Here is a 23,690-nt window from a genome sequence, read left to right as displayed (position 1 = left end):
GTGATTCTGGCAACGAGAGAGGACACCTATTCTCCAAACCGACCACGAAGTGGTTAAACAACATAGCCTGGGGTCGCGGCGAAGCCAGCGCACCCCGGGTTAGCTCCGATAGCTCCGATAGCTCCGATAGCTGCGATAGCTGCGATAGCTGCGGAGCAGCGACAGCGTACAGCATGGGGTGCCAACCCCATGTTTCTGCAATCGAGTCCTCCCAGAAGCTGCGGAGCAGCGACAGCATAAAACGTTTGGTGTAGCCCACAACACGCGGTGGTCCGGATGCAATCTGTCGCCGCTCCGCGGCTTGTTGGCGGCGCAGGGTGTTCACCTGGGGCTCGCGCCCCAGGCTGTATGCTGTCGTCGCATCCGCGACTGAGGGGATTGCTGGGAACGTGAAAATGAACCGTCGATGATCGCTGCGCTCTATCGCCGGCTACCTTCTGTGACCGCTTCACTCTCATATGCAGCAACAATACTTTTCACGTCCCCCGCAGGATGACGCCCGACGACAGGTTAAGCAATCTCGGTCGATCCTGTCGAACCGTTGATTTGAGGGTTGGTGATGCCGGCAGTTGCTTCGTTGGACACCTGACCTACAAGACTGACATACCCATCCAACCTACGGCAGACACCCTGCCAAGCTGACCTCGTCGTGCATCTGTTTTTGCAAGTCGGTCAGCTTGGCAAACAGGTCTTTAACCGTGGACTGATGCTCGTCGTCACCCGCCAAGTCTTTCATTTCCAGTGGGTCGGCTTGGATGTCGTACAGCCGCAGGGTTTTGGCTCCGGGATACGCGATCAGTTTGAAGCGCTCGGTTCGAATGCTGCGTTGTTTTTCCAAGTACGCCCCGTAAACCGCATCGTATTGGCTCTTTTTGCCGTCCAACAGCGGTAGCAAGCTTTGGAATTCAACGTGCTCTGGGCGCTCGACTCCGGCCAGTTCCAGTGTGGTAGGCATGACGTCTTGCAGATACACCGGCTGATCGTTCCTGCCTCCTTGTTTCACGTCGGGTCCGATGACAAACAGCGGCACTCGAACGCTGTGGTCGTACAAATTCTGTTTGCCCATCAAACCGTGTTGCCCCACTGCCAATCCGTGATCCGCAGTGAAGAAGATCCACGTGTTGTCGGCTTTGCCGGACTCCTGCAGCGAGTCCAAGATGCGGCCGATCATTTCGTCCATGTGCGTGATGATCGCGTAGTATTCTTGGCGATGAACCTTCACCGCATACTCGGTTCGTGGAAACGGAGCGAGCTTTTCATCTCGCAGCGACTTGCCAGCCCCCATTTGTTCGGCGTAGGGATAGACAGGCAAGAAATTCTTGGGCAGCGAAATATTGCCAAGCGGATATCGATTGACATACTCGGCGGGTGATTGCCGAGGGTCGTGAGGTGCGTTGAAAGCCAGGTACATAAAGAACGGGTCATCGTTGTCTTTGACGTCGTCAAAGAAATCAGTCGCATGATTAGCGACGACCTCGCTCCAGTGCGTTCCGCCTTGCCAAAAACCGCCGAACTTCGGATCGCTGGGCGACCAGGTGTCTTCGCCGGGCCCGATCGGTCGGTTGTAACCTGCTGGCGTTTGGTTGGGCATTCCCGGTCGAACGTCGCGGGCAACATCGAACGCTTTCTCCGCGCTGGCCTTGCAGTGCCATTTTCCGGTCATGTAAGTGCGATAGCCTGCCGACTTGAGGTACTCGCTCCACCAGCGACCGGCCGCACGCTCGGCTTCGCTCTTGTCGTAAACTGATCTTGCGTTCCAAACAAACCGACCGGTGTTCAACATCGTGCGACTGGCAACGCAAACCGCTCCGCTCCACGATCCCATGTTGTACGCGTGTGTGAATGTCGTTCCACGAGCCGCCAAACGATCCAGATTCGGCGTCTGGACTTCTTTGTTGCCGAGAGCGTTGATGGTCTCAAAACACTGATCGTCGGCAAAGATAAAAACAATGTTGGGCTTGTCGGTCTCTGCAGCATGGACGCCTGCAGCACCGAACGGGGATAACACGGCGAACAAAAAAACTGCGTGAAGGCACCGATGCATGGGCAACTCACTAGGAATGGGGGGGCGTCGTTGGGGGGAGCAACAGTCATGAGGACGTCCCCCACTGTAACTGAAGAGCGTCACGCTGTGTTCCAGAAGGACGCTGTGTACCAGAGGGAGGCTGGGAGAGATAACCGTTACGCACAAGGCGTACGATTTGTGCTTGGGCGTATTGAGGTGTTCATTCTCGACTTGGAAAGTCGAACGACAATCGTCGCTCGACTTTCCAAGTCGATAGCGTGCCCCGACGAGTGTTTTGCCATTCCGATTCGCAGAGATCAGCGAACTTGATATTGCTCGTCCGTCCAGCACTGTGGAAAGGGTTCGCCAGATGGGAATTCGAGACTTGACTTGTCAAACAGGCGTTCGTCCTGTTCCTCTTCGCCCGCTTGCCGCCTACCGAGAACCTTCGATTCCAAAGGACTGATGAGCTGGTCGACGAGACTGACTCGGATGAGGTCGTTCGAATTTTGTTCTTTGACAAACATGAGACTTTCCTTGTTGATGAGAGCTGAACGGTTCACGTATTTCACACATGGGTCAACGAAAACAAAAGCGAGCAAATCGCGTTCCAACGAGAATGGATTTCGTCGTGTTTCCTGGCGCGCTATTTGCATTGGGTTGTCCTATCACAAGCGATATTTCAATCACGACGTGAGCGTGTCAGTGTTCGTCGACAAACACCACATACGGAGATCAACATGGCTACGGCAACCGAAACGCAAAAGGAACATCTCGAAGAGTTGTGCCAACAAATCAGACGCTGGATCGTTCGCTGTACAAGTCACGCCGGATCGGGGCACCCGACGTCTTCGCTCTCGGCCGTCGAGCTGATGGTCGATCTGATGTTTGACAATCGCTTTCGATTTGACCTCGATCAGCCGGACAATCCTGCCAATGACCGACTGATCTTTTCAAAAGGACACGCTTCGCCGTTGTTCTACTCGCTGTGGGCTGCTGCGGGGCAGATCCAGCCAGACGATCTGATGAGCTATCGAGAGTTCGGCAGCAAACTGGAAGGACATCCGACGTCGCGTTTTCCTCGCACCGAAGCAGCAACCGGTTCGCTAGGTCAAGGGCTTTCGATCGGATTTGGAATGGCTTTGTCGGCGAGGTACCTGGATAAGTCGCCCAGTCGAACATTTGTCTTGTTGGGTGACAGCGAGATGGCGGAAGGGTCTCAATGGGAAGCGATCCAATTGGCCGCCTATTACAAACTGGATAACCTGATCGGTATCCTTGACGTCAACCGCTTGGGCCAGCGTGGCGAAACGATGTATGGCCACGACTTGCAGGCCTATCGCGACCGCATCGAGCCGTTCGGCTGGCGATGCATTGTGATCGACGATGGCCATGATCACGCTCAGGTGAGGAAAGCCTTTGAAGCATTGGAGACGGCGGGCCACAACGATCAACCGACAATGTTCATTGCTCGAACCATCAAGGGCAAAGGGATTCCGGCGTTGGAGAACGAAGGTGGGCATCATGGCAAGCCGGTCGATGACGATGCACTGGGCAAGATACTGTCGCAGTTGGGCGAGCCGAATGAGTCGATCCGTGGCCAGTTGGCAGAGCCGATCGTCTACCAACCTAACTTGCCCGCTTCTCGCGGCATCGACGCTCCGGACTATTCAATTGGTGATGAAGTTGCGACTCGTGACGCCTATGGTAATGCGCTCGTTCGACTCGCGTCCAAGTATCCAACACTGATTGCACTCGATGGCGAAGTCTGCAATTCAACTCGTTCGAAGCGTTTTCGAGATGAGTTTCCCGATCGTTTTTTTGAGATGTTTATCGCAGAGCAGAACATGGTCGGGGCGGCTACGGGCTTGGCGCTGAGAGGCAAGACGCCTTTTGTTTCCACGTTCGCTGCGTTCCTGACTCGTGCATTCGACCAAATTCGCATGACGCCGTACTCCGATGCTCACGTCAAGTTTGTCGGCTCACACTGCGGTGTTTCCATCGGACAAGATGGCCCCTCGCAGATGGGATTGGAAGACATCGCGATGTTTCGCACGATCCAGGACGGTTTGGTATTGTATCCCTGTGACGCCGTATCGACCGAAGCGTTGGTTGATCTGATGGCCGCGCACGACAGCGTCGCCTATTTAAGAACGACGAGGGGAAAGACGCCGGTGATTTACGATTCTGACGAAGAATTCGTCGTGGGCGGATGCAAAGTACTGCGGCAGAGCGACGATGATCAAGTGACGCTCATCGCAGCAGGCATCACGCTGCACGAATGCCTGTCGGCTCATCAAACGTTGAAGGACGCGGGTGTCAACTCTCGCGTGATCGACCTCTACTCCATCAAACCGCTTGATCACGCAACGATTCGGAAAGCTGCGGACCAGACTCAAGTGGTGTTCACGGTCGAGGACCATTTTCCCGAAGGCGGTATCGGTGAAGCAGTGTTGACCAGCCTGTCGGATCACCCGACGCCAGTCAACTGCCTAGCCGTTCGCAAACGTCCCCTCAGCGGATCATCGGAGAAGTTGCTTGATGCGGAAGAAATTTCTGCAGCCAAAATCGCCGATGCTGTTCGACGATGGATGACGCGATGACGAGCGGACACGCCTGAGGCACACTAACGGGTAACATTGATGGGAAGTGATTCATCCAAGTCGGGTTTCAAGAAGGAGAACACTTCATCACTCGAGTCGGATTCGGAGATCAACGAAGACGAACCCAAGAAGGCGTCGCAGCAGATCATGCGACACGAACTGAATGAGGCGATGGCGGCGTTCAAACGTCCGTCGGGGCGACTCTTTTTCTCAGGGTTGTCAGCCGGACTGGAAATCGGGTTCAGTTTGTTCTTGATGGCCGCGATGCAGACGCTGATGCAAGACGAGGTGCCGCATTCGGTCTCAAAACTATTGATCGCAAACATGTACTCGTTTGGGTTCATTCTGGTTATCTTGGGTCGCTCGGAACTCTTTACCGAACACACCAGCTTGGCGGTCTTGCCTGTCTTGAGCGGGCGGGAAAACGTAAAGGGTTTGCTGCGTCTCTGGGCAATCGTTTACTCAGCCAACATCGTCGGCGCAGCGGCTTTTGCTGCACTGGTCGCTCATGTCGGTCCGTCACTCGGCGTCATTGATCGCCAAGTCTTTACCGAGATCGCGCGGGGCTTGGTCGAGCATCCACCGCAGACGATTCTGCTCAGTGGCATCTTGGCCGGATGGTTGATGGGGTTGTTGTCATGGTTGGTCGCGGCAGGACGTGACACGATCAGCCAGATTGTGATCGTTTGGCTGGTCACAACGGCCATCGGAATCGGGCATTTGCACCACAGCATCGTCGGAACGGTCGAAGTCCTCGCCGGCGTATTCACATCTGATGCGACGACGTGGGGCGAGTTTTTTCATTTCCTGTTTTGGGCGACGCTTGGCAATGCCATCGGGGGTCCGGTCTTTCTAGCTTTGCTGAAACACACTCATGCACGCCCGGACGAGCCAACATCACAGACCACAGGAAGATGAAGAAAGCTGAGCTGATCATAGCGGTCCACTCCACCGTCACCTCCCCCAAGGAAGAGGTCGTGCAGTTTTTAAGTTGTTTAAAAATGACACTTCTCGCTGATCGCCACCACTGGTTCCCAGGCTCCTGCCTGGGAACCCAATGATTCGCAGGCTCCTGCCTGCCGATCTGCTGACAATTTCCAGGCCACGCTTTCCAGGCTACGCTGATTCTCGCGAGGCAGAGCCTCCATGGCAGTGCGTTCCCAGGCGTGAGCCTGGGAACAAGCGTTCTGCGGGGTGGCGATCAGCGAGAAGTGTCGGAAATAACGAGCTTTACGAGACTTCACCCTCTCCAAAGGCACTTTAGGAGGGTCGAACAAGGGAAGCAATGTGAGGGAAGGGGCGAGTACGGCTGGATACGCGCAGACGGCCCTCCCCGGAAATCTCGTTAAAGCTCGATTTCCGACCCTCCTAACTGCGTCGGGAGGGAGACGTTAGTCGCTGTCAAGCAACAACCTGAAAACTGCACGACTTCTGCGCTGGGATAGGTGACAGAAACTTGCGCAGCGACGCAGTACCACAGCCCCAGATTTCCAATGGTTCGGGCCTAGGCCAAGAGGTTAACCAGTCCGCCGGATTGGCGGATTTGATGACTCAGGTCGACCTCCGCGTTTGCAAAGAAGTTGGTCAAGTCATTGATCAGGCCGGATTCTTCGCCTCCGTATAACGCTGCATTGAAGGCGTTCTCATTGACGCGGACCGATTGGGCCAACGCTTCGGCGGGCGCCAACTGAATGACTTCGTTACTTTCAGTACTGAAATCCACTCGGAAACCATCGACCAACGTAACGGAGTGCTTGCCGTCGGTGTGAGCCAGCACCAATTCTTGAATGGAACTGCGCAGAGACTCGATGTAATCGCCATCGAATCCGCCGTCTACGGAGTCTGCGTAGAGACGGTTCAGTTCTGTGGAAAACGATTGCAAGCTGTCGACGAATTCTTCTGTATCCGCCCGCCCTGAATCGTCAGTGGATCTGGCGGCATCGTCTGACGACGCCAGGGTTGCTGCCGTTGCGACCCTTAGCCCCAACGCCAGTGCTGCGTTGGACTGAGCCGTCGCTGCAACGTCAACGTTTCTGTCTCGTTGCGCACCACGTGACAGATTCAGTGGCTCGGCAAGATTGGCGAGTGCTTGTCGAATTTCAAAGAGCTGATTGCGAAGTTTGGCCAACTCAAGGGACACACTGCCCAACGCCTTCGCATTAGATGATGCGCCGGTGCTTCGAACGGCCGGCGAACGAAAAGCGATCGCGTAGCTGTTGGAGGCGACGAATGAGTTTGGGTTGACGAACATAGCCACTGGAGCCGACCTGTCCGTAGACGGATCGAGCGTGCGTTATGGGACGATTGGACAAGGTTCCCCCGGCTACCGTAACCCTAGCTCACTGAATGTCTGTCGACTTCCAATACGGACTAAAATGATGTCCGTTGTCCGTCAACTTTTAAATCATTGAACAAGTTCCAACTTCGCGAACGCGAGTCGGAAATTGTGATCGCCGTCATCGAAGCGAATCGTCGCCGTACGCTTGGGGCCCCGTCCGGTCACCGACACAATCGTTCCTTCGCCATACTGTTGATGCCGCACTTGAGCGCCTTCCCGATACGCAGTCAACGGTGTCGGCGTCTCCGTCAACAAATCCGACGCGGTTTTCAGTGAACCGAGTGCTGAGATTAATCGTTTCTTACCCTTTTCTTGCACCGATGACGTTCCGCCAGTATCGGTTGAGTCGTCTGTCAGCTCGACGGAGGGAACGTCCTGATTGAATTCGTCCGGCTCGATCGCGACGCTCAGAGGTGCTGTGGACTGCTCCACATCGATTTCGGGTAGGTCCCAAGAATCGGGATAGCTTTGGTCAAAATCTTCGTTGAACCAATCACGCGCGACCTTTGTTTCGATCCGCTCAATCTCTTGCAGTGGCAATTCGTTCAAGAACGGACTGGGAATCACAGGGCGAAAATCGCCGCGAATCGAACGGCGTTTGCAACAACTCAGCTGCAAGAACTCTTTCGCGCGTGTGATTCCGACGAACAACAGACGGCGTTCTTCTTCCACTTGAGACTCGTCTTCTTTGCTGCGCGCGTGCGGCAACATGTCGTCTTCCACGCCGATCAAGAACACACGTGGAAACTCCAGTCCTTTTGAAGCGTGCAGCGTCATCATCGTCACTCGCTCACTGGATTCTTCGAATGCATCGGTATCGCTGACCAACGCCACCTGTTCTAAGAAAGCGTCGAGCGATCCGTCGTCGGGATGTCGTCGATCAAATTCGACCGCTGCGGTGATCAACTCATCGACGTTGGCCAACGGGCTGTTTTCGTCTTGATCGTTGGCCGAGTTTTCCAAATAGGTTGCGTAGCCCGATTCGGTCACCAGAAAACGCAGGATCTCTTCCAGCGGCGCGGTCGCTTTGGTGGCCAAACGATCGTACAAACTGACGAACTTGGCAATCATCGTGGCCGATCGTTTGGCGAGTTCGCGAATCTCGCTGGCACGACGAGCGGCTTCCAGCATCGGGATACGATTGAGTTCGGCAAAACTCCGCAAATGCTCGATCGACTTTGCGCCGATGCCACGCGTCGGAGTGTTAATAACGCGAGCCAACGCGACGTCGTGACACGGGTTGTTGATCAAATGCAGGTAAGCCAACAAGTCCTTGATTTCTTTGCGTTGATAGAACTCCACACCGTTGATGATTTGATAGGGCACGCCGCGATTTCGCAGTGCGTGCTCCAACGATCGCGTCATCGCGTTGATACGACAGAAAATCGCAAAGTCGTTTGCCGTCGCGTCGCCACGAGCGATCGCGTTAACGATGTCATCCGCAATCCCGTCGGCTTCGTCAAATCCACTTTCAAAGATCCGCAAGACAACCGGCTGGCCTTCCGGATTGTCCGTGAACAGATTCTTTTGTTTGCGTCGGCGGTTGTGGCGGATCAGTTGATCGGCGACACGCAGAATGTTGGGAGTGCTGCGATAGTTTTGCTCAAGCCGTACCGTGGTGACCGACGGGTAGTCCTTTTCAAAGTCAAGAATATTCTTGATGTCCGCGCCTCGCCAGCCGTAGATCGACTGGTCAGGATCGCCGGTGACCGCCAAATTTGGGTGGTCGATCGAGAGTGCGCGAACGATTGCATACTGGGCCAAATTCGTGTCTTGGTATTCGTCCACCAAGATGTATCTGAATTTTGCGTCCAAGTCGCTGCGTAGTTCCGGGTTGTATCGCAACAGGTTTGCGACATGGAACAACAGATCGTCAAAGTCGACCGCATTGGCAGTCAGCAAGTGTTGCTGATAGACCGGGTAGACCTTCGCCGCGATCGCCTCTACCGGCCCGAGCGACTGGCCTTGCAGCATCTCCGGTGTGACGAGACGATTCTTGGAACGGCTGATCGAGGAGGCAATCTTTTCCGGCGACGCGTGCGTGAGCGAGACTCCTGCGGCGGCGATGGCATGCTTCATCGCCTGCTTGCTATCGGACGTGTCGTAGATGGAATAGTTCTCGGCAAGTCCCACCAAGGCGGCGTGACGTCTCAGCAATTGAGCACAGAACCGGTGAAACGTCCCCATCCAGACTTTGGCTCCTGGTGCCAAAGCGTTCACCCGATGCCCCATCTCTTCGGCGGCTTTGTTGGTGAAAGTCAACGCCGCGATCTGCCAAGCCGGGATGCCTTGTTCCAGCAAATGAGCAATGCGATGCGTGACGACTCGCGTCTTTCCGCTGCCGGGGCCGGCCAAGATCAGCAAGGGGCCATCGACATGCGTGACGGCGTCACGCTGGGGCTGAGTCAATTGATCAAGTAAACCAGCCATGCGTCCCTATTTTCCTGCCTTCGTGAGTTCCTGGTCCTGAGTGAAACCAGTTGGCATTATTCTAACGCATTTTCCGCTAACGTCTTGCCCCGCTCTACAGTCTTTCTTTCCATGCTGCAGACGGCAGGACTTCGCTAATGAACATTTGCTGGGCCACCAAGATCGACTCTTGCAATTGCTCTGCGGTCGCTTTGCCAGCTTCGTTTTCAACCGTCAACGTTCCTGTCGCGTCGCTCAAGAATTCGACTTTCAGTCCACGATGAAACGCTTGCCGGGCCGTCGTGTCGCAACACATGTGCGTCATGTAGCCCACGATGCTGATGGTGTCCGCTCCTACTTCCTGGAGCCAATCGCTGAGACCGGTGCCGGTGAACGAACCAGGGAACTGCTTGTCGATCAAGACATCACGCGGTCGCTTTTCCACTTCGTCGTGCAACTGCCACATGTCTGAGTGAAGACGAAAGATCGGTGATTCAGGGTCGGCCTGATGATGTCGAATCACCGCTGTCGGTACACCGGCGGCGGATGCAGTGTCCATCACAGAAAGAATGCTTTCCAAGTGCCCGGCGGGATGAGTGATCGGCAGGGCGCCGTCAAAATATTCACGTTGAACATCGATGACCAAGAGGGCTCGCGTCATGTCGTTGTCATCCCTTTCTAGAAAGCGCTAGAACCAAAAACAGAATCTCAGTCGTGATGCTAACATAATGCACGACCGTGAGATTGGTGCGATGTCTTCTGACCCGAGGAGGCGGGCCTGCAGCTTTTGAGTCGCTGCTTGCTAAGTGACTGCTTCACCTCACCCACACAGTCGGCTTATCTTACCGCACGAGTCGAAAAAAAACAGTCGAGGAGACTCAGCCGGCTGCGACGTTTCCAGCAAGGCCCGGATATGCGTCAGTTCCGATTCTGATGGTTCTCTCAACTTCCGTTCGCCGGTTCGCCCCCGAAGCGAGTCCCCCCAAGGAAAATGATGGAAAGCATTTTCTGCTGCAACGCGAGACATACCAGCACGCATGCGCCAACGAGTGAGTCGCCAGATTCACTCGCTTGCGCGTCGTGCCAATATCCTCGACCGTCAGAATGCGTCACATCGCTGCCCCAAGGGACATGCGGAGAATAAGTATCCTGTCTTTTTGCAGAAATCGCGCGGAGCGATGACTGTCACGTGGATTTTCGTCACTTCTCGCTGATCGCCACCCCGCAGAACGCTCGTTCCTAGGCTCACGCCTGGGAACGCACTGCCATGGAGGCTCTGCCTCGCGAAAATCAGCGTGGCATGGAAATTGTCAGCAGATCGGCAGGCAGGAGCCTGCTAATCATGGGTTCCCAGGCAGGAGCCTGGGAACCAGTGCTGGCGATCGGCGAGAAGTGTCGGATTTTCCGACACTTATTTTTCGCACGTCCCAGCGGGCATCTTCGCCAGCCCGATTGACACTGGCCCGTCTGACACTGGCCCGTCTAAAATCTGCATGAGTGTCCATGGATGACTTGCCTGGCTAGCACAAAACAGTCGGGCCGAGACTAGGTGAAGTCAACAGCCCGAGTTTACAGCAGCCCCGTTGCCAACGAGTGAAGCCTGTCACGTTTCATTGGCCGGAACCGATGGCTATCGACCCGACGCTGTCGACACCGTGGACAATTGACGATGAAGATCATCGAATACGGTGTCAGTCACGAGGCGAATTGCATACGGTTCCGTTTCGGTCTCACGATTCCAATCCGTTGATGTCAACGGTTTCGCTTTGCTGAGAGGAGTCCCCTGCAGCAACTCGATTGGAATACTGTGAACGGTAGTGGGTGGAGTGAGTGCAGGAACGCACTCCACCTCGCACTTCGTCGCTTCGGTCACCTTGATTTTCAAAGCATTGGTCAGCTTGAAAATCGGGCGATCGCGATGTCGTTCACGTCCGCCCATGTGAGAGTCATGCCCGTCGGTCGCGTAGAACCGCACGTAACCCTGCAGGCTGATTTCCTTGAGATCAAAGCTTGGCAAGATCGAGCTTCGCAGTGCGGCTTGCAACGGGACCTCAAGTTGGCCGGGATCGAAATCCATACCCAAGGTGATCTGCAGTGGCCCAATGGTCTTGCCTTTGACGGAACTCGTGCCTTCTTTGTTGGAGGTCGCCTCAACACGGAACACGATGTCCGCATGGATTGCATCGCCCGTATTGAGCAGATCGTGGACATCTTTGTTCTCCGCTTGGTTCATTTCCAACTTCAGCATCCCAATCCCGTCGTGGATATCCAAGACGTTGATACCTCCTGTGTCGAAAACCACCGTGGCCGTCGCATCGGGTGTTTTTTCCCATCCGTAGCTGACCGGATGCAACGCTTCGACGTGAGCTGTCACAGCCTTTGCCGCAGCCGTGGCCGCAGCGGTTTCCTCCGCCTTTTTGTCTTCTTCAAACACAGGGATTTCCAAGACAGCGGATACGCCATAGGGAGTTCCAACTTGGACTGCGATGACCTTGCGTTTCTTACCTTCGTCATACTCGCGTTCGTAGGGTTTCAGCTCTTTCGGCAAGCGGACCTCCAAAATGTCACGGCTCAACATTCGGACCTGGCTTGGCAGTACGACAGCCGTTTGCTTTGGCTCCTCGCCTTCTACTACAACGTCAACCAACTGAGTAACGTCTCGAGTTCTCAGGTCTTCTCCGCCAGCGATCACACGAGTGTCGTGCACGCTGAAATTGTCGCCAACGAGAAAGAAAGACGAATCCTTGGTCGGATCGTAGCCCGGTTGGCCATAAAAGCCGACCAGTTCTGGACCGAGATTGGTCGTGCCACCAGAGAGTGTTTGAAATCCGCCCTTGGTGTCCTCCGTCGGCATCTGCACGAATGTCGTCTGCAGTGGCAATCGGGCTTCGAGTTGATCGACGGCCCGCATCAACCGGTATACTTCGCCGTCGCGATGCAGATGCTGCTCAGCGACGCAAGCTGCCTTGGCACGCCGCAGCTCAACGATCTCTTTGCCGAGGCTGGTGCTGTCTTTCAAATCAAACTGTTTCCAACCCGGTCGAGTGAGTTTGTACCAATTGGCTCGAGTGTCAAAGGTCAGATACGGCACAAAATTCGGAGCGATCACAATTGCGGTGCATTCGCGAATGCCGGGTTCGATTCGTTGATCCTTCAGCAAGCTGTTGCGTGAAGGCCCACCGAACAGGGTCTGCCCGAACGCTTGGATGGTGCCTTTGATTTCGGGTGTTTGGTAGCGTGGCCTGAAGCGCCAACCAAAGGTATCGTCGCCGTGCGAGAACCCTATGACGGTTCGGTTCAGAGCAATTGTTTCCGCATCCAACTCGATCCGTCGAGCAAACTGCGAAAAGTTGCTGATGCCAATTTCGCCCGATGCAAAGGCGATCGACGCGGCAAGTTGCAGTTCACGTCGCAAGCTGAAGGCATCGGCAACGTTCTGATCTTGAGTGACTGGGTCCAATGCGAACACCTTGATCGGCCAACGACACTTGACATATTCGTTGAAGGCATACGTTGTCTCTGGAGCCAACATGTGCGACGGCAAATAGAAACGGTCGAGCGGGGTGGAAACCACACAGGGTGCGTTCTTGTCGGCCGCCAATCGTTGCATGTCGTCGATCAGTTGACGATTCAGCAAAGCGGATTCAACCAAGATGCACCACGCGAGGTCTTCGGTGACTTGGTATTCATTCTGTGGCTGCATGCGTATCGATCGACCGTCGCCTCCGTCGCCGATCAAGTGTGCGTAGAGCTTTTGACGCTCCAGAAGTTCGAGATCGCGGCCGTCTCGAATGATTTCGTAAAGCCCTTCGGTCAGATCCCAAATCGCTGGATTGCGACGTCCGGCCTCGATGAGGAAGTCGTACGACGCTTTGAGTTCTTCACGAAGGAAATCACGAACCTCCGTGTTTGGAATCTGGCCATTGGGATATTGGGTCAGAGCGAGTGTTTGATTGATTCGTTTCGCCAATTCGCTGAGACGATCCAATTCAAAAAGATAGGGAGTGGGTTGTCCCTTGTAGTTGATCCGATGGAACGAACGTCCATAAACGAGCGGTCGCAGTGAAGCTGGAACGGAGTAACGACTATGGCGACTTCGAGATGATCCGATTTGACTGGATGTGCGTTGCTCAATTGATTCCAAATCCAACTTTACGGATTTGATCTCTAGAATGGCATCAGATTGTCGTTTCTGAACGTCTGCAGATTGAATAACAGGCCGCGTCCCGTAGGTCTGACTGCTCTTTGTGTAGAGTCCATTCAGGATTTCGTTGAGAACTTCTCCATAGACAATGTCTCGTTGAGGCGGAAAATCGCCGTTCGCATCCAAGTACTCGTACAACGCAAGAAATCTTTTCAGAAGCGTATCCCAGGTTTTCAAGTCAGCGTGACGCAAGACCGGTAGGGTTAGTTCATCAACCAGATCGTTGATGACCCAGCTCTGGAACACCTGCGGCAATGTTTCTTCGGACAAGTGTGGCGTGGCTGTGACCGAGATTTCGGCCCCATAGCCTTCTTGTGTACGGTTGCCCGGCAGTACGGAAACCGGGATGCGAACCAAGTTGATCGCGTAGCCGGGGGAATCACCCACGTCGTCGCCTTCGTTGGTTCGGCGAATTTCGTTGAGGTGATCCAAGTAACGTTTCATTTGGTCCAGTTTGATCACCGGCTCCAATGCGATACCACCTTCGCTGGCTTTGAATCCCAATGTCGCATTGGCGCGAGGATTGGAACGCGCGATCGCGGCCTCAGCTCTCTTGGTGATTCCATCGTCGGTAATGATCGCAACCGCATCGGACTCTTTCGCCGATGGCAACGAAACACCTTCTTGCAATGCCGCGGACAAGGCAAAGGCATTGGCTAGGTATGCCGAGTCCGCGCGAGTGAGGGTGGCATTGATGGTCTCTTTAAAGCCATTGAGTTCCTCGCTCATGACCTGTTCAAACTCACTGCGATGACGTGTCAGTCTGGCCTCACCCCAAACATCCGGTTTCTTGGCGACCACGCTGCCGTACTTCTCAATGTGTTTCTCAAGGCAATCGATTTGCCCGGCGAGTTTCTCGACATCCGACTGGTTGAACCAAGTCAACGGACCACCGGCATACATCTGCAGCGGCTGGAGGAAGATGATCGAAAAGCAAAATACTGCCACGAATGTCTGTTTGATTTTGACCCCAATCATGAGTGGTCATCCTTGGTGTTTCGAGATTTCAGAATTGGACCTGTTTGGTGCCACCTCTGACGGGTGCCCCCCAACCGACATCGTCTTATGTCGATTATTCAGATCATTCAAATCACAATGACGACGACAGGCGAGGATGCCACTCGACCTATAAGCCTGATAACCCGCACCGTTTAACGCTGTCAAATTGGACATTTGAGGGAAAAGGGACTTCTCGAAGGTTGATTTTGCTGTTTTTTCGAGCGATGATTGCCCTGCAGAGGGGGCATGGCCCCTTCGCCTTTCGATTATCTTCATCCCAAAAAGAGGGGCAGTTCAATGCGAAAAGTTGACGTTCTCATCGAGTTCAAGAATGAGCCGATTGATTTCGACGAGGCATCGGCGGTCGTTGCCAGTTCCAGCGTCAGGGAAAACGTTGCCGACAAGCTCTCTGAGAGTCTCGACGGTGTGGGTCTGGAGCTTGCCGAAAACTCGGCTGCGGTCCCGCTGTTCAGCGATCCTGAGAGGCTAGCCGGCTTTGCTGCGACGGCGTTTACGGAAGCCACACCGCGTCGTGGATCCTGGGTCATGCCCGCAAAAATCGACGTGGCAAAATGGGCTGCTTGCGAACGAAAGAGATCGGTCGTCAAAGTGTGGCCAAGTTCCCAGATGTCGTATTTCAACGAGCGACGATGCAACTGCGAACCTGACGGAGGAGGCTATCCGGGGCTTCCGCCACACTTTGCCAGTGGTGTTGATCCGCAAGCTGACGTCCGACGCCGTTTCCCTGGAGTTTTGCCACACACGTTCGAGGACCTGTCTCCTGAACAGATTGTTGTGCTCGCCGCCCAACTCGCATCACGATATCCTGGTGTTCTGCCGCACTATCCCGGTGTTCTGCCGCACACGTCAGAGTCATTGTCCGGCAGCGCCCGCATGGCTGGTCAGATGCTTGGTGAGATTCTGGACCTGTCTCCATCCGGTGGTGCGGCAATCGACTGTCGCCCATTCCAACCCGCCGTCTCAATCGACGTGATTCGAGCTTTGTTGGGAGTCGAACGCGTTTGGTTTGATGGAAATCGGGGTCAGAACATTGTTGTCGGAATCCTGGACCAAGGAATCAATGGTTCTGTCTATCCGGTGATCGGAGGTTTGAATGACCCGCTGTCACCGGCACCAGGTTCGGCATCGATTCAGAGTCACGGATCGATGTGCGCTGCAGACGTGCTGGTTGCGGCGCCTCATGCAAAACTGATGGACTATCCATTCTTGGGAGTACCAAATTCGGGTGGTGCGTTGGCAATGTTCCAGGCGGTGCTGACTCAGCGTCGGGCAAACGGAACTCCACACATCACCAGCAACAGCTATGGATTCACGGGCATCACCACCGATCCATCTCATGAAATGAACAACATCAACCACCCCATTCATCGAAAGGTTCGAGAAGTGGTTTTGTCGGGGGCACCCTGTTTCTTTTCGGCGGGCAACTGTGGTGAGCCATGTGCCAGTGGACGCTGTCAACCCAGTGGAATCGGTTCTGGCAAATCCATTCAAGCGTCCAACGCATTGGCTGAGGTGATCACGGTGGCGGCGGTCAATTCGAGGCACGAACGGATTGGATACTCGTCGCAGGGGCCAAGTCACGCACACCGGCAACCCGGTGACAGCGATGGGTTTGAGAAATGCAAACCGGATATCTCCGCTTACTCGCATTTCTTTGGCAATTTCGGACCAGGACGCCCAGCAGGAACCTCCAATCAAGCCTTCGACAATGGAACATCTGCATCATGTCCGGTGGCAGCAGGAGTCGGCGCGCTTCTCTTGTCAGCGTTTCCGGGTTTGACGCCAGCCCAACTCAAGGGTGCTTTGATCCGTTCCGCAACAAGCATTGGACAGCCGGGATATGATCTCAATACGGGGCACGGTGTCATCAACGCCGCTGCTGCGTACCGCTTGATCGAATCGACCGATTGGTCTGATTTTGATAGCCTGATCGTTGATCCTCCAAACTGCTAGGTATTGCGAAATGAAACGTTGGCTCGTGACAGTGAAATCAGACTCGGATGTCGAGTCGATTAAGCAGGCCATCTCTCAGGACGGCGGTTCAGTGGAAGACTTGGAACCTGTTCCGATGGGCGAAGAAACAGTGCTGTACGTCCAGGCGAGCGAGGATTCCGCGAAAAAGATTGAGTCCAATGCCAAGGTGATTTCGGTGTTTGCTCACTCTGATCCGGAGCCTCATTGAAACGACCGACGCCGCTGGTAGAAATGAAAAACGCCTGTGACTCCAAAGAGTCACAGGCGTTTTTTCGTACGGTCAGGCTTTGCCGTTTGTCATTCAAGCCGTAAGTCAGCCTGGAAAGGATGACGTACGGTTGCTGTCAGCGGGTTGCTACTCAGCTGCAGCCCATGCTGGCACCGCAGTTGTGACAGAGGTAGCAGTTGCCGTTGCGGACGGTGATGCTGCCGCAGTTGTCACAGGTGGGTGCGTCGACTTGGAAACGAGCGAACTGCTCCTGTCGCGTTCCCTCTTTCTTTGCGCCACCGCCATTGGTCGACGGTGTGTCCTTGAGACTGGCGAGCATGGTGGCTCGCTCGGCCAAAGCGACGGCAGCACCCGAGTCCTGCTTGAGGGCTTCCATCACAGACGACCTGGGGGCAGCCAGCTCAGGTCCATTGCCGCTATTGATCGATCGCGGATTGGTGTCCGCTTCTTTCACGGCTCCAGGACCATGGGTATCGCCGCTCATGAAGGTCAGGCCCAACCAACGTGCGATGTAGTCGACAACACTCTTGGCGATGCGGATGTCCTTGTTGCTCGTGTGTCCCATGGGTTCAAACCGTGTGTGGCTGAACTTGTTGACCAAGACTTCCAACGGAACTCCGTATTGCAGCGAAATCGACAATGCGGTTCCGAAGCTGTCCATGATTCCGCCGATCGTCGAGCCTTCCTTTGCCATCGTGATGAAGATCTCACCAGGCCGACCATCGGGGTACAGTCCGACGCACAGATAGCCTTCGTGACCCGCGATGGTGAACTTGTGCGTGACGCTTTGACGCGTGTCGGGCAAACGTTCGCGGCGAGGACGGTAAACGATCTTTTCGATGGTCTTCGTGACGACCTTCGTGTTGGCACCTGCCGAGCCGCCCTCTTCACTCTTGGTATTGAGCGGCTGAGACTGCTTGCTGCCGTCGCGATAAATCGCGATCGCCTTGAGCCCCAGTTCCCAACCCCAGTAGTACGCGTCAGCGATGTCGTCCGGTGTCACGTCTTGGGGCATGTTGACGGTCTTGCTGATCGCTCCGGAAAGGAACGGCTGAGCGGCCGCCATCATCGTGATGTGTGCACGCCACGAAATGCTGCGTACTCCGTTGGCCGGCGTGAACGCACAGTCAAACACTTTAAGGTGGTCGGTGTCAATTTCCGGTGCACCCTCGATCGTGTCATTCACATCGATGAACGCCAGGATGGCTTGGATCTGCTCCTTGCTGTAGCCCAGCTTGGTCAATGCCGGCGCGACCGTTTGGTTGACGATCTTGAGCATTCCGCCGCCGGCCAACTGCTTGTACTTGACCAACGCGATGTCTGGCTCGATGCCGGTTGTGTCGCAGTCCATCATGAAACTGATCGTTCCGGTGGGAGCCAACACGGTGGCTTGCGCGTTTCGGAATCCGTACTTGGCACCGATCTCCAAAACGTCGTCCCACAGCTTCTGAGCCGCTTGCTTCAGCTCCGCGGGGCCTTCGTCGTTGATCTTGTCGGCCGCATCGCGGTGCATCTGCATGACGCCGAGCATCGGCTTTTCGTTGTCCGCGTATCCGTCAAATGTGCCGACAACTCCAGCGATCTCCGCACTGGTGCGGTTGGCTTCGCCGTGCAACAGAGCGGTCAACGAGCCACACAAACCGCGTGCCGCATCACTGTCGTATGCCAAACCACGCGACATCGCCAGACTGCCCAAGTTGGCGTAGCCAAGACCCAACGGGCGATAGCGATGGCTGTTGCGAGCGATCGGTTCGGTGGGATAGCTGGCGTGATCGACCAAGATCTCTTGGGCGATGAAGAAAATGCGTGACGCGGCGCGGAAACGCTCGACGTCGAACGAACCGTCCTTCTTGGCGAATTTCATCAAGTTGATCGATGCCAAATTGCATGCCGTGTTGTCCAAGAACATGTACTCGCTGCATGGATTGGACGCGTTGATCGCACCGCTGTTGGGGCAAGTATGCCACTTGTTGATCGTGGTGTCGTACTGCACGCCGGGGTCGCCGCAATGCCAAGCACACTCGGACATCTTATTGAGCAGTTCCTTGGCGTCGTATTCCGGCGCGGTGCCGTTTGCCTTGTCGCTGACCCAGCGAGTTTGCCAACGCTTACCGTCGCGGACGGCGACCATGTAGTCGTCTGTCAAACGAACCGACAGATTTGCATTCTGGAAACAGACGCTGCTGTAGGCTTCACCGTTGAAGTTCGACTCGTAGCCTTCGCGGATCAAAGCATGAGCTTTCTTCTCCTCCGCCCATTTGCACTCGATGAATTCCAAGATATCCGGGTGCCAGACTTTCAGGGACTGCATCTTTGCCGCACGACGGGTCTTGCCGCCCGATTTGACCACACCGGCGATGGAGTCGTAGACACGCATGAAGGACAGCGGGCCGGAGGGAGTGCCGCCGCCGGACAGCTTCTCACGAGATGAACGGATCGTTGACAAATCCGTTCCCGTTCCCGAGCCAAACTTGAACAACATGGCTTCGGCACACGCCAAACGCATGATGTCTTCCATGTTGTCGTCGACCGACTGGATGAAACAAGCGCTCCCTTGAGGATACTCGTAGGGATTCTCTGGCTGGAAAGTGGTCTTTGCCTCAGCATCCCACGCCCAGTTGCACTTGGATCCCGTCACGCCGTACTGGTGGTACAGGCCGACATTGAACCAAACCGGGCTGTTGAACGCACCGTGCTGGTGCAGACACAACCAAGTCAGATCGCGATAGAAGTTCTCGCCGTCGGCGGGGGTGTCAAAGTATCCGTCGGCCAGACCCCAGTCGGCGATCGTTCGGGTCACGCGGTGAATCAACTGCCGGACGCTTCGCTCACGCTCTCCGTCGGTACTCGGGTCACCATAGAAATACTTGCTGACCACGACGTTGGTGGCCAACTGGGACCAGTCGGCGGGGATCTCACAATTGTTCTGCTCGAACAACGCGTTTCCATTCTCGTCTTTAATCGCTGCCGAACGCAGTTCCCATTGTTTGGTAGCAAATGGTGTTTGGTCGTTGACTGGGCAAAACGTTGGCTTGACCTTCAGGCCGCTACGGCCCTTCTCACGCAGACGAGTTCCGAACTGGGTCTCTGCGTACTCCACTCCGTGCTGATTGTTGACTTTCTCAAGTGCCGGATCCATGTCGGAGGATCGGGCGGGCTCAGTTGCTGACAAGGGCATTACGGTGGCCATCTCTTACAGACTCCTTTAGTCATCCTTGGGGGACCTACAACGCGACCGCGAGAGAATCTCTTCGCTTCCTTGCGTTGCCGGTCGGTGTGAACAGAAAGAAAAATGAACAGTTGGTCGACCATCGCATGGCGATGAACAGCATCACATATGGGGGTGCCTCATTGCGGCTTGCCTCAATTGCGATGCGTGCCCAAACCCTAAAGTTTAAACCTGTGCATAAGTTGTTACCAAAAGGTCTCCGTAATCGGCAATGCCGTCACTACCCGTAGTGCCTTTTTGGGCGCAACTCACTAAATGTGGGCGACGCGGGGAATCTTAGGGATTGCTTTGATCCTGTCAATCAAAAACAAATGGATATCCTAACTGTATAGTAGCAAAAGACTTGTGCCCCCTGTGATCAATCGGGGCGGAGTGGAAACTTGGGCGGTCGGACTGACGTAAGCCCAATGACCATGAAGGGTTAGTGAAGAATTGCCGCTCCCTGATCACCGCAGACGGAAAAGTCACTGTGGAAAACTTTTTTTTGATCTTTCAAAACAGGAGGTTTACGGTGACTTGGCAGAGGGAAGCGAATGGGGGCATTGGGACGCCTTCTCGATGTGTCGGCCTGGGCAGAATAGGGGTTATGGGAAGTCGGTGTCGAGCTGTCGATTTAGTGAGCAGTCGGCGCTGGCCTGGACTGCTCAAAGTTTGGGGTTGACATTGTTTTTTCAGTCCATGTTTTCGTTCCCTGCATCGCAATCAAAGTGAGCCTCAGGCGCTAGCCGTGGGCCGGCACCACAATCCGCCTCAGGCGCTAGCCCGGATTATTCACGCCACTGACGACAGTCTTCGCAATACGTTTGCACCAAACGGTTTACACGGATTGGCACGAAAACAGTCTGCGCCTATCAGCCGCCACGCGATAGCGCCCGGTTCTCACGCCTGTAATCGGAAACCGGACGCTATCGCGTGCCGGCTGACGAATAATCCACGGCTAGTGGCCTGTTGATTTAATCGAAATTGGGAACGCAAGGGTGAGCCGTGGGCCGTAAGGCACCGGGCAATGCGGTAGGCCCGGCCGCTTACGAGTCGCGGCTCACTAAATCAACGGCCCGCTAGCGCCTGAGGCTCACTGGGGCGACCAGTTGCGTCGGCAGTAGGGACATAAACTTGCGCAAACCCAAAAAGACGCAACAGCTCAACGTATCCAAGCGGATGTCACCTCCCAGTGTTTGATAACGCAACCATGCGGCCGGACGCTATCGCGTGGCGGCGGATGTGCAGAGACTGCAGAGACCCGCAACAACAATCCTGGCAATTTCCCCGACACAACCGTTTTCTTTGCTGGGGACACTGCGTATCGTTGGCTTGCCGGAGGATTTCCGGCGAGGCCAGGGCGCTCGGGAACTCCGAGCGTCAACGCTCAGGGAGGCGCGGCGGTGATGAGCACAGCTCAACCACGTTGCCATGCTGGATTGGGATCAACAAATCAGATTTTTTCTTGATCAAATTCAGCTCCTTGACGGCACCAATGGGCGGAGCGAGAAGAGCATCCGGCACAATTGATTCGCATTTTGCGAGGTCGTGCGGGTTGTTCGGTCTGACTGGGTTGCTCATCGCGCGGTTTTTTGACCGGGCATCTTTTGTGACCTATATTCCCGTGGCCGCACGTACTCGAGTGTCAGATGCGGCCGCGTGTCGAAGCCTCCTCAGTTGGCTCCGCGGACTCCCTCCCCAAGACACTCGATGGACATTTCACGCATGTCGCGATTCGCACGGGTTTGGGCTGGTCTAGCACTCTGTACGCTCTGTTTGTCTTCCATGGGGGCAGACAATCGAGCAAGTGCGCAACCGCCCATCACGATCCAACCGCCGGCGTTTGATTCGTCAACCGATGGTCAGCTCACCAAGTCGCCCGTGATCTCACAGGCGACCCCGATCGAGCTTTCCAAAGAGCAGCGGGCGATCGACGCCGGGTTGGCTTTGGAGTCGGCGCGTAAGTGGAACGAAGCGATCCGCCACTACGAGAAAGCCTCGCGTGATTTTCCAGAGAGCCGCACGCTGTATCAACGGTTGGTGATCAGCCGACTGCATTACGATGTCAACCGTCGCTATGTCGATCAAAGCTTCTTGGAAGCAACCAAGACGCTTAGCGCCGCAGAAGCGTTGGATCTTTACTCCGAGATCCTCGCCAACTTGGAAACGCACTACGTCGAAACGACGCAATTGCCACGAATCTTGTTGCATGGCACCGCAGCACTTGAGATCGCATTGACGCAGCAGAAGTTTATCGACAACCAACTGAGCCTCGACAGCGACGTTGCTCGTGAAGCCGTGGAAGAGTTCCGCTTGGGTATCCACCAACGCATCTCGCAACGTCCATCGAACAACCGTTATGATCTTCGTGGCACGGTTGCACTGGTCGCCGAAATGGCAAACGCCGAAATCGGGCTCAGTCCCACGGCGGTGATCTTGGAGTACGTCAGTGGCGCGGTGTCGACTCTGGATCCCTACACCCGTTTGTTGTCGGGCGACCAACTCGATGAAATGTTCTCGAACATCGAAGGAAACTTTGTCGGTCTCGGAATCGAATTGAAAACGAGCTCTGACGCGTTGCAAATCCTGTCGGTGATCCCCGGTGGACCGGCCGCAGAAGCAGGCATCATGGCGGGCGAAAAGATCATTCGCGTCGAAACCGCTCACACCAAACAAACCAATCCCGATGTTGCGGCTGATCTGCTGCGTGGCCCCGAGCACAGCGAAGTTTCCTTGACGGTGGTGGACCGCAACGGTCGTCCTCGCGAATTGTCCGTTGAGCGTCGCCGCGTGGAAGTTCCTTGTGTGGAGAACGTTCACCTTGTTGATCCGGTCACACGCATCGGATACTTGCGACTGACCAACTTTCAAAAGACCACCACTCGCGACGTCGAACGGGCGTTGTGGGAGCTGCACCGTCAAGGCATGCGAGCTCTTGTGTTGGACGTGCGTGGCAACCCCGGCGGTCTGTTGTCGGCAGCCGTCGAAGTTGCAGACCGCTTTCTCGACAACGGTCGCATCGTGACCACTCGCGGACGTAATGCGAGAGAGAACTATGACTACGTCGCACACCGTGCAAACACCTGGAGCGTTCCCCTGGCGGTTCTGATCGACGGCGACAGCGCCAGTGCCAGTGAGATCTTTGCCGGTGCCATCGCCGACAGTGCTCGTGGCAGCATCGTGGGTCAGCGCAGCTACGGCAAAGGCAGCGTACAAGGTATCTTTCGCATGCAGTCGGCTAAATTTGGGCTGTGCCTGACGACGGCGAAGTTCTACTCGCCCAAGGGGCGTGAGATCAGTCTCAACGGCGTGTTGCCGACGATCGCAGTGGAAAACGACCCCGATCAGGAAACCTACATCGCGGCTCGACCGGACCAATCAGGACGCATCCTGACGGACAAGGAAGACGTGGTTCTGCAACGAGCGATCGAATCGCTCGCGAGCAGTAGCGCACAGATCAGTCAACGCACCGGCGAGTGAAGGCCACTGTCGCTCGATCACCTGCCCACCGCCCGTGAGTCGCCTTCGGCGATTCGCGGACGGTGGGCAAATTCTGTTGGCGTGCGAAGGTAGCCGTCAGTTGTTTCCTCCGCCGAGACAAGCTCGACGGAAGGAGCTTCGCGGAACAAAACTTGCAAAACCAAAATCCCTGTCAACGCCAAGTTTAGTTCAGCCCAGGATTAGCCCTACTGCCGGCGCA

General features: G+C 55.3%; 13 protein-coding genes. 5 read left to right on the top strand and 8 right to left on the bottom strand.

What is annotated here, in order from left to right:
- Window positions 1-616 precede the first annotated feature (616 nt).
- The gene (locus Pla52nx_RS16740; protein ID WP_231741835.1) at window positions 617-2,008 is read right to left on the bottom strand and encodes a sulfatase-like hydrolase/transferase; all 1,392 of its coding nucleotides are present in this window, start codon (window positions 2,006-2,008) and stop codon (window positions 617-619) included.
- Between the two features lie 314 nt (window positions 2,009-2,322).
- Window positions 2,323-2,532 carry an acetyltransferase gene (locus Pla52nx_RS16735; protein ID WP_146519087.1) on the bottom strand — a complete coding sequence of 70 codons (210 nt, stop codon included), beginning with the start codon at window positions 2,530-2,532 and terminating at the stop codon, window positions 2,323-2,325.
- A gap of 213 nt (window positions 2,533-2,745) precedes the next feature.
- Here Pla52nx_RS16735 and Pla52nx_RS16730 point away from each other — a divergent pair, with 213 nt between their 5' ends.
- Together Pla52nx_RS16730 and Pla52nx_RS16725 are read left to right on the top strand one after the other, a co-directional pair.
- Window positions 2,746-4,608 (top strand): transketolase, encoded by a 1,863-nt coding sequence (locus tag Pla52nx_RS16730; protein WP_146519086.1) that lies wholly within the window; start codon window positions 2,746-2,748, stop codon window positions 4,606-4,608.
- A gap of 39 nt (window positions 4,609-4,647) precedes the next feature.
- Window positions 4,648-5,526 carry a formate/nitrite transporter family protein gene (locus tag Pla52nx_RS16725; protein ID WP_146519085.1) on the top strand — a complete coding sequence of 293 codons (879 nt, stop codon included), beginning with the start codon at window positions 4,648-4,650 and terminating at the stop codon, window positions 5,524-5,526.
- A 586-nt stretch (window positions 5,527-6,112) separates the two neighbouring features.
- Here the strand turns inward: Pla52nx_RS16725 and Pla52nx_RS16720 are convergent.
- From Pla52nx_RS16720 to Pla52nx_RS16705, 4 genes are all read right to left on the bottom strand, one after another.
- Window positions 6,113-6,865, bottom strand: coding sequence for a hypothetical protein (locus Pla52nx_RS16720; protein WP_146519084.1), 753 nt, complete (start codon window positions 6,863-6,865; stop codon window positions 6,113-6,115).
- 147 nt (window positions 6,866-7,012) lie between these two features.
- On the bottom strand, window positions 7,013-9,376 hold the full coding sequence (locus Pla52nx_RS16715) for an ATP-dependent helicase (RefSeq protein ID WP_146519083.1): 2,364 nt from the start codon (window positions 9,374-9,376) through the stop codon (window positions 7,013-7,015).
- Between the two features lie 94 nt (window positions 9,377-9,470).
- Window positions 9,471-10,016, bottom strand: coding sequence for a cysteine hydrolase family protein (locus Pla52nx_RS16710; protein WP_146519082.1), 546 nt, complete (start codon window positions 10,014-10,016; stop codon window positions 9,471-9,473).
- A 969-nt stretch (window positions 10,017-10,985) separates the two neighbouring features.
- Entirely contained in the window at window positions 10,986-14,537 is a 3,552-nt protein-coding gene (locus tag Pla52nx_RS16705) for a hypothetical protein (RefSeq protein WP_146519081.1), read from the bottom strand.
- Window positions 14,538-14,855: 318 nt separating this feature from the next.
- On the opposite strand from Pla52nx_RS16705, the gene Pla52nx_RS16700 reads away from it, so the two are divergent.
- Both Pla52nx_RS16700 and Pla52nx_RS16695 read left to right on the top strand, forming a co-directional pair.
- Entirely contained in the window at window positions 14,856-16,532 is a 1,677-nt protein-coding gene (locus Pla52nx_RS16700) for a S8 family peptidase (RefSeq protein ID WP_197454385.1), read from the top strand.
- A gap of 10 nt (window positions 16,533-16,542) precedes the next feature.
- Window positions 16,543-16,761, top strand: coding sequence for a hypothetical protein (locus Pla52nx_RS16695; RefSeq protein WP_146519079.1), 219 nt, complete (start codon window positions 16,543-16,545; stop codon window positions 16,759-16,761).
- A gap of 151 nt (window positions 16,762-16,912) precedes the next feature.
- Here the strand turns inward: Pla52nx_RS16695 and Pla52nx_RS16690 are convergent, their stop codons facing one another.
- Entirely contained in the window at window positions 16,913-19,972 is a 3,060-nt protein-coding gene (locus Pla52nx_RS16690) for a vitamin B12-dependent ribonucleotide reductase (protein ID WP_146519078.1), read from the bottom strand.
- Between the two features lie 1,398 nt (window positions 19,973-21,370).
- Entirely contained in the window at window positions 21,371-21,571 is a 201-nt protein-coding gene (locus tag Pla52nx_RS16685; protein ID WP_146519077.1) for a hypothetical protein, read from the bottom strand.
- Window positions 21,572-21,775: 204 nt separating this feature from the next.
- On the opposite strand from Pla52nx_RS16685, the gene Pla52nx_RS16680 reads away from it, so the two are divergent.
- Window positions 21,776-23,470 (top strand): S41 family peptidase, encoded by a 1,695-nt coding sequence (locus tag Pla52nx_RS16680; RefSeq protein ID WP_342190173.1) that lies wholly within the window; start codon window positions 21,776-21,778, stop codon window positions 23,468-23,470.
- Window positions 23,471-23,690: the final 220 nt, after the last annotated feature.

Origin of the sequence: Stieleria varia, assembly GCF_038443385.1 — a bacterium.
Lineage (GTDB): Bacteria > Planctomycetota > Planctomycetia > Pirellulales > Pirellulaceae > Stieleria > Stieleria varia.
The sequence above is the reverse complement of the archived record's forward strand: the minus strand, read 5'-3'. Positions and strand labels throughout refer to the sequence as shown.

Excerpts from the sequence above, each read along its gene's own strand:
- Pla52nx_RS16685 (WP_146519077.1), bottom strand. The coding sequence starts at position 21,571 with ATGAGCAACCCAGTCAGACCGAACAACCCGCACGACCTCGCAAAATGC.
- Pla52nx_RS16695 (WP_146519079.1), top strand. The coding sequence starts at position 16,543 with ATGAAACGTTGGCTCGTGACAGTGAAATCAGACTCGGATGTCGAGTCG.
- Pla52nx_RS16715 (WP_146519083.1), bottom strand. The coding sequence starts at position 9,376 with ATGGCTGGTTTACTTGATCAATTGACTCAGCCCCAGCGTGACGCCGTC.
- Pla52nx_RS16690 (WP_146519078.1), bottom strand. The coding sequence starts at position 19,972 with ATGGCCACCGTAATGCCCTTGTCAGCAACTGAGCCCGCCCGATCCTCC.
- Pla52nx_RS16730 (WP_146519086.1), top strand. The coding sequence starts at position 2,746 with ATGGCTACGGCAACCGAAACGCAAAAGGAACATCTCGAAGAGTTGTGC.
- Pla52nx_RS16680 (WP_342190173.1), top strand. The coding sequence starts at position 21,776 with ATGGGGGCAGACAATCGAGCAAGTGCGCAACCGCCCATCACGATCCAA.
- Pla52nx_RS16735 (WP_146519087.1), bottom strand. The coding sequence starts at position 2,532 with ATGTTTGTCAAAGAACAAAATTCGAACGACCTCATCCGAGTCAGTCTC.
- Pla52nx_RS16700 (WP_197454385.1), top strand. The coding sequence starts at position 14,856 with ATGCGAAAAGTTGACGTTCTCATCGAGTTCAAGAATGAGCCGATTGAT.
- Pla52nx_RS16710 (WP_146519082.1), bottom strand. The coding sequence starts at position 10,016 with ATGACGCGAGCCCTCTTGGTCATCGATGTTCAACGTGAATATTTTGAC.
- Pla52nx_RS16705 (WP_146519081.1), bottom strand. The coding sequence starts at position 14,537 with ATGATTGGGGTCAAAATCAAACAGACATTCGTGGCAGTATTTTGCTTT.
- Pla52nx_RS16725 (WP_146519085.1), top strand. The coding sequence starts at position 4,648 with ATGGGAAGTGATTCATCCAAGTCGGGTTTCAAGAAGGAGAACACTTCA.